At 44.5% G+C, this 299-nt stretch carries 1 protein-coding gene; it reads left to right on the forward strand.

All coding sequences use genetic code 11. The features are described from left to right. Positions 1-299 (forward strand): hypothetical protein (locus tag PZH32_RS13005; RefSeq protein ID WP_275208675.1); only part of this gene is annotated, 299 nt, incomplete at both ends.

Genomic DNA, 299 nt, shown 5'->3' on the forward strand with positions numbered 1-299 from the left:
CTGTTGAACTTCACAATATGTTGCTTGATTTGATGCAGCGGAATTTCGGTGTGAAAGATTTGGACCATCTGGTACGAGTCCGTTATGCCTATGGGAAGGATGAAACAGAAGATTTTGCAAAGTACCGCTATTTGATGACGAACTTCAAGACGCGGATAGACCAGTTGGCATCCCAGCTAACAAGTAACATCCGGGCTGCAAATTCCACTTATCCTACAAATATGCGGGAGTATGAGCGACGCAGAGACTATCAGAACAATGCGCTGGTAAATTGTGAGCAACTCATTAAGGAGTTGCAG

Source organism: Adlercreutzia equolifaciens, assembly GCF_029076695.1.
Taxonomy (GTDB): domain Bacteria; phylum Actinomycetota; class Coriobacteriia; order Coriobacteriales; family Eggerthellaceae; genus Adlercreutzia; species Adlercreutzia equolifaciens_A.